Source organism: Paenibacillus sp. sgz302114, from assembly GCF_056120345.1.
Genome location: NZ_JBVYOI010000006.1, coordinates 298,345 through 306,005 on the forward strand (window position 1 = coordinate 298,345; position 7,661 = coordinate 306,005).

General features: G+C 49.9%; 6 protein-coding genes and 8 tRNA genes. 2 read left to right on the top strand and 12 right to left on the bottom strand.

Annotated elements, in window-relative coordinates:
* Window positions 1-8 precede the first annotated feature (8 nt).
* From AC0LWF_RS17815 to AC0LWF_RS17825, 3 genes are read right to left on the bottom strand one after another with little or no spacing between them, the layout of a single operon-like run.
* A complete protein-coding gene (locus AC0LWF_RS17815) occupies window positions 9-869 on the bottom strand; it encodes an ABC transporter permease subunit (RefSeq protein WP_474652884.1) in 861 nt (286 codons plus the stop codon).
* Window positions 829-1,752 carry an ABC transporter ATP-binding protein gene (locus tag AC0LWF_RS17820; protein ID WP_474652885.1) on the bottom strand — a complete coding sequence of 308 codons (924 nt, stop codon included), beginning with the start codon at window positions 1,750-1,752 and terminating at the stop codon, window positions 829-831. The genes AC0LWF_RS17815 and AC0LWF_RS17820 overlap by 41 nt, the downstream gene beginning before the upstream one ends.
* A complete protein-coding gene (locus tag AC0LWF_RS17825; RefSeq protein WP_474652886.1) occupies window positions 1,733-2,554 on the bottom strand; it encodes a CPBP family intramembrane glutamic endopeptidase in 822 nt (273 codons plus the stop codon). Before AC0LWF_RS17825 ends, AC0LWF_RS17820 begins: the two co-directional genes overlap by 20 nt.
* 199 nt (window positions 2,555-2,753) lie before the next feature.
* Between AC0LWF_RS17825 and AC0LWF_RS17830 the strand changes: the two genes are divergently transcribed.
* Both AC0LWF_RS17830 and AC0LWF_RS17835 read left to right on the top strand, forming a co-directional pair.
* Window positions 2,754-3,935: a sensor histidine kinase gene (locus AC0LWF_RS17830; protein ID WP_474652887.1), complete on the top strand. Its 1,182-nt coding sequence runs from the start codon at window positions 2,754-2,756 to the stop codon at window positions 3,933-3,935.
* Window positions 3,936-3,939: 4 nt separating this feature from the next.
* Window positions 3,940-4,611, top strand: a complete 672-nt coding sequence (locus AC0LWF_RS17835) for a response regulator transcription factor (protein ID WP_474652888.1) — start codon at window positions 3,940-3,942, stop codon at window positions 4,609-4,611.
* A gap of 247 nt (window positions 4,612-4,858) precedes the next feature.
* Here AC0LWF_RS17835 and AC0LWF_RS17840 read toward each other — a convergent pair whose 3' ends face one another.
* From AC0LWF_RS17840 to AC0LWF_RS17880, 9 genes are all read right to left on the bottom strand, one after another.
* Window positions 4,859-6,553: an ankyrin repeat domain-containing protein gene (locus tag AC0LWF_RS17840; RefSeq protein WP_474652889.1), complete on the bottom strand. Its 1,695-nt coding sequence runs from the start codon at window positions 6,551-6,553 to the stop codon at window positions 4,859-4,861.
* A gap of 278 nt (window positions 6,554-6,831) precedes the next feature.
* Window positions 6,832-6,908 (bottom strand) — tRNA-Pro (locus AC0LWF_RS17845).
* 22 nt (window positions 6,909-6,930) lie between these two features.
* Window positions 6,931-7,001, bottom strand: a tRNA-Cys gene (locus AC0LWF_RS17850).
* A gap of 4 nt (window positions 7,002-7,005) precedes the next feature.
* Window positions 7,006-7,080 (bottom strand) — tRNA-Gly (locus AC0LWF_RS17855).
* 11 nt (window positions 7,081-7,091) lie between these two features.
* Window positions 7,092-7,171: transfer RNA gene (locus tag AC0LWF_RS17860), tRNA-Leu, on the bottom strand.
* 33 nt (window positions 7,172-7,204) lie between these two features.
* Window positions 7,205-7,280, bottom strand: a tRNA-Lys gene (locus AC0LWF_RS17865).
* Between the two features lie 10 nt (window positions 7,281-7,290).
* Window positions 7,291-7,365 (bottom strand) — tRNA-Gln (locus AC0LWF_RS17870).
* Window positions 7,366-7,393: 28 nt separating this feature from the next.
* Window positions 7,394-7,469, bottom strand: a tRNA-His gene (locus tag AC0LWF_RS17875).
* A 53-nt stretch (window positions 7,470-7,522) separates the two neighbouring features.
* A tRNA-Tyr gene (locus AC0LWF_RS17880) sits at window positions 7,523-7,607 on the bottom strand.
* Window positions 7,608-7,661 lie beyond the last annotated feature (54 nt).

Below are 7,661 nucleotides of genomic sequence, written 5' to 3' on the forward strand. Positions count from 1 at the left end.
GCGATTACTTACCGGATCTGGCTCTCGAACAGCACATTCCGATTGTTATATCTGGATATGAAGAACAACAATAGCACAGATGCACCGAACAAAACCAGCCCGATCGCAAAGCAAACCCATACCGTGAGCAGGAAGAGACCTGCTACCTGAGAGATGATGAGTCCAACCACCGGGAGGACAATGATCCTTCCCAGCTGCTGGGCTTCCTGCAAGGTCTTCGATCTTGCCGAAACCAGCACGTTAAGTAAAATGGTTAACAAAATAAGCGCGGGCGTGACCCAAAAAAGCAGCGCAATCCATGTCAGATTTAACATCATTAGCTCGGGGTAGACCGGATAGACAATGGCGTTAACGGTAATCATGGACAGGAAGTAGGCCGCGTACGAAAGCACCAGCACCGGGATGAGCGTTGCCAGCACTTTTCCGATAAACAGCTCTCGAACCGAAATGGGCGAGAACAGCAGCGTCTCGAGCGTCCCCCGCTCTTTCTCCGATGCGAAACTGCCTTCGGAGGTTACCGACGAATTAATGACCGTTATCATCATGAACAAAGCAACAAACGAGAAATTAAGAAAATAATAGGCCAGCTGCTTCCCTACGCTGCCAAGCTCCAACAACGCGGCCTTCGTATCTCCATCCGGCAGCAAGCCGATCACTTTATCGGTATAGCTCTGGATTTCGGTATCAGCCGGAATGAGCTCCGTATGGAATCCCACATAGGCAAGAGCTGCCGGAAATATTCCGCAGACCAAAATGGTAATAATCAACATCGGCATCCACATCTTTTTGCTTTTACCGACGATCTTGATATCTTTGTGCATAATCGCTTTAATGATCGCCGGATTCATCCGTTTCACTTCCAATCGCAAAATAGTAGTCTTCCAACGTATTATTCGTAATGGTACAGCTATGAACCCAGGTACGCTCGAGCATGGAGGTGAGCAGTGGCGAGATGTCTTCTTTTCCGCTCAGCTCGAAGCGCATGGTGTGGGGGCCGATGATTTGAAAAGGATGCCCCGCAAATGTCGCCCCATCTGCGGATAGCCCCGTTTCGATATCCACCTGTACGTTTTTGAGGCGCCTCTTCTCGATCTCTTCTTTTGTCCCGCTCTCTATCAATTGACCGTTCTTAATGAACATATAAGCGTCACAGATGCCTTCCAGCTGTTGCAGCACATGGGAACAAATGATGACCGTAACGCCTTCCTTCTTGCATGTCTCATTCAAATAGTGGAGAACCAAATGAATGCCCTCAGGATCCAGCCCGTTCGTCGGTTCGTCCAGAAACAGGATTTTGGGTCTCTGCAACAGCGCTTTGGCAAGGGAAACGCGTTTTTTCATTCCGGTGGAGAACGTGCCCACGGGGCTGTCTTTATGCTTCCACATGCCGAACGCCTTCAGCAGTTCCTCTGCCCGGCGCGAATCGTTCACACCATAAATCGAGGAGAAGAACATCAGGTTATCCCAAGCCGTCATTTCTTGATATAAGCTTGTAGTTTCGGTTACGATCCCCGTTTGCTTTCGAATTTCATCTCCGCCCTTCAACGGATCTCTGCCCATCACCCTTAGCTCTCCGTTAGAGGGAGCAATCACCCCGCTTAACAGCCGGATGATTGTTGTTTTGCCAGAGCCATTCGGACCCAGAAGCCCTGTAATAGTGCCCTCTTTCACCGCAAATGATAAGTTTTTTAAGATTTCCCTTCCTTGAAAATTTTTGGATAAGCCGCTTACTTCAATGATTCCGGAATCCATATGCTGTTCCTCCCTTATGGCTGAACTGTCCTTCTGAATTCTTAACATGCTTACTCTTTAACAACATGAACAGAGCATAAACGGTAAGTGCAGCGTTTAACCCCACAAAGATAATCAGCCATTGCAGCGGGATCGGATCCGAGTGGACGCCAAACTCGCCTGTCGAGAAATATTCGACGCCGTCGAGCACCATGTGAAATACGATGGCCGGATACAAGCTGCGGTTGCGCAGCCGCATCGCCGACAAAGCGACTCCTGAAGCGAAGGTCCATACCGTTTGTAAAACTCCGTACGTGACATCCCCGCCTGCAAAAATATTGGTTGTGTGGGCAAGGCCGAACAGCAAGCTCGGTATTATAATGGCTCCCCATTCCCCCCATCCGAGGAATGGCCTGAGTAAGATGCCGCGGAACAGAACTTCCTCGTTGATAGCAACGCCTGCCGCCGCAATGAACAGTATCAAGTTTTGCTGATAACCCCAAGAACTCACGCCGTTTAATGTGGTAATCAGGATAGGCAGTGACAGGAATGGAATCCAGATAAGCCACTCCTTCCTACCTGCCGGCTTCCGAAGGCCCGTCTCCTCCGCCGTATCCGTCCAGAACACTAAAGTAACGGTTACTGCAGCATACAGCACCATAACCAGCCAACCGAGATGCTCCTCGATCGTGAGTTCCGGCCTTACGACCTGAATGACCCCGATGATTCCAAGCCCCACGATTCGGCTCGCCAGCAGTGCAAACAGCGCGAACAGGAATGGGTGTCGTTTGAAAAATTGCGGAGTTGCGTTCCATTTACTCATGATTTGTATACTCACCCTTTGGTTAGTCGTGTTTGTGCTTCATCACATCCTCATTATGCAAAATATCGGGTAATACGCCCTAGTAACCACGGTAACGAGTTATTGGAGGCGGTCATATATGACTTGACCATGACTTTATATTTACGATACCGGTCTTTTCCAATATGATAGAGTAGCGCGGAAGGGGGGCTTGCCAAATATGAACATCGAAGGAAAATTGCAGTACCACTGGGTATCCCGCACGTTATTTGTAATTCGGATCGTCTGGTCCGCACTTCACCTGCTGCTGATTGGCATCAATTATAATAAGCCGTTTGACGAGTCATGGTTTGTCCTGCTTCTGTCCTGCCTGCTCGCCGGCGCGATTCCGCAATGGGTGTGGCGGAAGAAAGGGAGATTCGAAAGCTGGCATTATCCGGTGACGGAGCTAGTTGTAACCAGTGTGTTTCTTTTCTTTGCCGCCTCTATGATGCACAGCTACTTCTCCTATATTGCGATTCCGGCGATGTGCGCTGCCGCGAATGTGTATTCCGCAAGGCTCCGCATCCCGCTGTGGTTCTGGTTTTCGATCGTTCCGGCCTTAGTCATGGCGGCTGCTATCCCGCTCTCTTCCTTCAATATATCCATCATCGAAGGCTTCTTCTTCTTCGGTTTAGGATGCGTGGTATGGAAAATGGTCGACACGCACAAGAAAATGCAGGCGCTTCTCGAAGAGAACGAAAAGCAGCGCCAAGTGTTGGAGCAGTATGCGAAGCAGATCGAGACGATTACCTTGCTTGAGGAACGAAACCGGCTGTCCCGCGAGTTGCATGATACGGTTGGCCACACGTTGACCTCGGTGATCGTCGGGCTTGATGCGGTTTCGTATATAATGAAAGCTTCGCCGGAAGAAGCGAAACAGAGCGTGGACCAACTGCGCGCCGTTGCCCGAAGCGGTCTGGACGAGATGCGCAGGCACGTACATCATATCGCTCCTTCCAGGGAGAGACTGCCGCTATCGGAGCAGCTTAGGGAAATTGCGGAAGAATTTTCCGTACATACAGGTACATGGATCGATTTCGATTCGTCCGGATCCGAGATCACCATCCCTCTCCCGCTTACGCTGACGCTTGTTAGGTGCTTACAGGAGTCGCTAACCAATGCGAAACGCCACGGCAATGCGGAGCATATCCGAATCATGCTTGCCTCTGAATCGGATCATTTGATTCTGACCGTTCAGGATGACGGCTGTGGCATGGACGAAGTGTGTTACGGATTCGGCTTGTCCGTTATGGACGAGCGTCTAACGGCTTATCAAGGTGAGCTTCAAGTGACTTCAGATAGGATGAACGGCACCACCGTCCGGTGTCAGCTTCCACTAAAATCAAGAAAGGCTGGCTGACGGTATGATAAAAGTGGCGATTGCGGATGATCAGGATTTAATACGGGAGAGCTTGCGGATCGTGCTTGGAATGGAGCCGGATATCGAAGTGGTCGGCGTCGCCTCGAACGGCGCCGAAGCGGTTGAGCTGTGCGAGCTGCACCTTCCTGAGGTTGTTCTGATGGATATCCATATGCCGGTAATGGATGGTGTCGAAGCAACGAGGCGGATCAAAACGGAATGGCCGGGCATCCGCGTCGTCATGCTGACGACGTTTCATGATATGGATCATGTAAGAGAGGCCATGGCCGGCGGAGCAGACGGATATTTATTGAAAGCCATTGAACCGGAAGACCTCGCTTCCCGGATCCGCCTTGTGCATAAAGGGGAAACGCTGATCACGCAAGAAATTGCGAAGATCATGATCTCCGAATGGGCGACAGGCGTTTCGGCCTCTTCCAAGCAGTCCAGAAAGGAGACGGCAAGCAAACCGAAATACGGATTGACGGAGAGAGAGCTTGACGTACTCCACGAGCTGGCAAAAGGCAAGGACAACCGTGAAATTGCGCGAAAGCTCTTCCTAACCGAAGGGACCATTAAAAATTATATCTCAACCATTTATTCCAAGTTGGGCGTTACGGATCGCATACAGGCAGCGTTGAAGGCCCAGCAGGAAAGGCTGTTGCCTGAGGAGTGAAAGGTATTACTGAGACATAGACTGAGGTCTGGATCAGCTGTCTCTGCATAGCATCAGGGAAACTCACTGTATAAGTGACCAGCACACCTGTAAAGCTACGTCCAGCAAAGCTTTATAAACACCCTTTATAGCTACATCCGCATAAAAAAACAGTGAGCATGCCCTTTAAGAGCACACTCACTGGCCTTACATATGGAGGCGAAGGGATTTAAACCCCTGTCCGAAGACAACGCACCAACGAAATGAATTAATAACTCTTCGCCCCGTATTTACGCAGCATTTCATATACTTCCTTGCTTCCCTCAGCCACTTCCGGCACAACAGCACCCGACTTAATCAAGGCTTCTACAACTTCAGCATGTACCCCCGGCCTTGGATTAACCCGATGGATCGAGCCATGAATCGCGCTCCCCAGCGGCGTTCCGCCATATGCATTGACCTCAGTCAGTGATGCTCCATGCTCAATTAACACCATCACCGTCTCAATGTTTCCATGCCAAGTTGCGTGATGCAGCGCCGTACCAGGCGGCTTCCTCACAGAATTGTCGAATCCCGACTCAAGCATCAGCTTTATGGAATCCGCCATGTTCAATTCTGCAAATTCAATAATCATCATCCGATCTTGCTCGGATAACGATGAGAGCAGTGAAGGTTGCCTTTCCAGAATGCTTTGAACATCTCCTTCGTTCACTTTCGCATAGGCCCCGAAGAGTCTATCCGCGTCATCCACTTCCGTTGATGCCCCATGTTTGCTGAGCAAATCGACAATCTCGGTTAAACCATAGCGTACAGCCAACATATAAGCGGTTTTACCGTCGGGCCTCCGTGCATCTACATCAGCGCCATATTTGAGCAGAAGCTCGATGATTGAAGCGGATCTTCCTCTGTATATCGCCCAATGTAGTGTAGTGCCATAATTCATGAAAGTCTGGTTTGGGTCCGATCCATGCTCCAGAAACCATTTTACGCCCGGCTCGTCTTCGAAATCCAATTTATGAAAAAATATCGCAGGGGTCGCGCCAATATCCCCGCCATACTGATGTAGCAATTCCAGCCCATCAAGCGTAGGCCATTCCACCGAATGATACAAGGATTCACCATCGTTAGGATCGGCCCCTGCTTCAAGCAGCACTTTGGCTACAGGTATATTGCCCGCAGCGCCCACAACCCCGTATAATGCGCTAAGCTTCCGTCCATATACGTCATCTTTCTGCAGACAGAAGGCATTAGGGTCCGCGCCATGCTCCAGCAACAAACGAGCCGTCTGCTCAAACCGATCACTATATTCACGGCGTTTAAGAAAGCAGGAGAAACTCATATATAGTAGAGGCTCCCACTGTTCCGGACCCCCGGGCTTTCGCGCTGCTGACGAGTCACGGGTTAGAAGGCTCCGGAGATTGTCCACTTCACCAAGCGCGGCTGCCACATAGATGCTTGAAACCGCTAAATACTTGTTCGCTGCCAGAATCGTCTTTGCCTTATCCTCACGCCCCTGAATAACGGCTGCCAAAAATTCATGCTCCCAGTCACGGTTCGCTTCCATTTCAATCACTCCGATAATGGTTTGGATTTTTTCAACGCTTCCTTCGTTACCGTTCTCTATGACTCTCTCGGCCTCCTTGATGGCCTGAATGGCAGATTGCATATTCCGGACTTTATCTTCCAGCCATTCTCGTTGCATCGACAAGAGTGCGGGCAATTGTACAGCATCTTCCATTCCCACAATGCTTTTAATCTGCTCAAGCGAGAAACCGACATATTTCAACGTGACGATTTGCTGCAGCCGTATGAAGTCCTCCTCCGCATATAGACGCTGCCCGGAATCAGAGATTCCACTAGGCGTAAGCAGGCCAATCCGGTCATAATACCTCAAAGTTCGTTTAGTAACTCCCGTCATCTCAGCAAATCGTCCCGTACGATAGAAGGATATATGACCTTTCACGCACATGTGCCTCCTTCCTCTTCATTTCGTCTTTCTATGATAACCATAACAGGTGACGTAACGTTAACGGCAAGTAGTTTTTCAAAATAACACGAGCGGCAAACTGATAAGCAAAAACCCACAACCTCGTGAGGTTGTGGATTTATGATTAACAAACAAATCTAATAATTATCTTCTGAAAATCAGGATAAAGCAAAACCCAGTCCACACGTGGACTGGGCTTTCTGTTGGAGGTAAACAGTGGCTCTATAAACCACATTTCCTCGACTAAGCAGATATGGTCGGGATGACACGATTTGAACATGCGACCCCCTGGTCCCAAACCAGGTGCTCTACCAAGCTGAGCTACATCCCGCAATCAGAGAACGAAACATTCAAGGCGCCACCCAGATTCGAACTGGGGGTGAAGCTTTTGCAGAGCTCTGCCTTACCACTTGGCTATGGCGCCATGATGGAGCGGAAGACGGGAATCGAACCCGCGACCCTCGCCTTGGCAAGGCGATGCTCTACCGCTGAGCCACTTCCGCAGAAAATAAGATGCGCGTAGAGGGACTTGAACCCCCACGGTCGCCCGCCAGATCCTAAGTCTGGTGCGTCTGCCAATTCCGCCATACGCGCATAATGAGATAATCCATTTTCTTGGCAAGAAAATGGTGAGCCATGTAGGACTCGAACCTACGACACCCTGATTAAAAGTCAGGTGCTCTACCAACTGAGCTAATGGCTCAAAAGTAACATGGCTGGGGATCTAGGATTCGAACCTAGGAATGACGGAGTCAAAGTCCGTTGCCTTACCGCTTGGCTAATCCCCAACGTATAAAGAGGTAGTGTTAGCTGTTATGGGGCGACCGATGGGAATTGAACCCACGAATGCCGGATCCACAAACCGGTGCGTTAACCACTTCGCCACGATCGCCATACAACTATTCTAAATGGCATGGATAGAATACTATGCCCTTAGGTAATGAATGGTGGAGGATGATGGATTCGAACCACCGAACTCTGAGAGAGCAGATTTACAGTCTGCCGTGTTTAGCCACTTCACTAATCCTCCATGATGGTGCCGGCGATAGGAGTCGAACCCACGACCTACTGATTACAAGTCAGT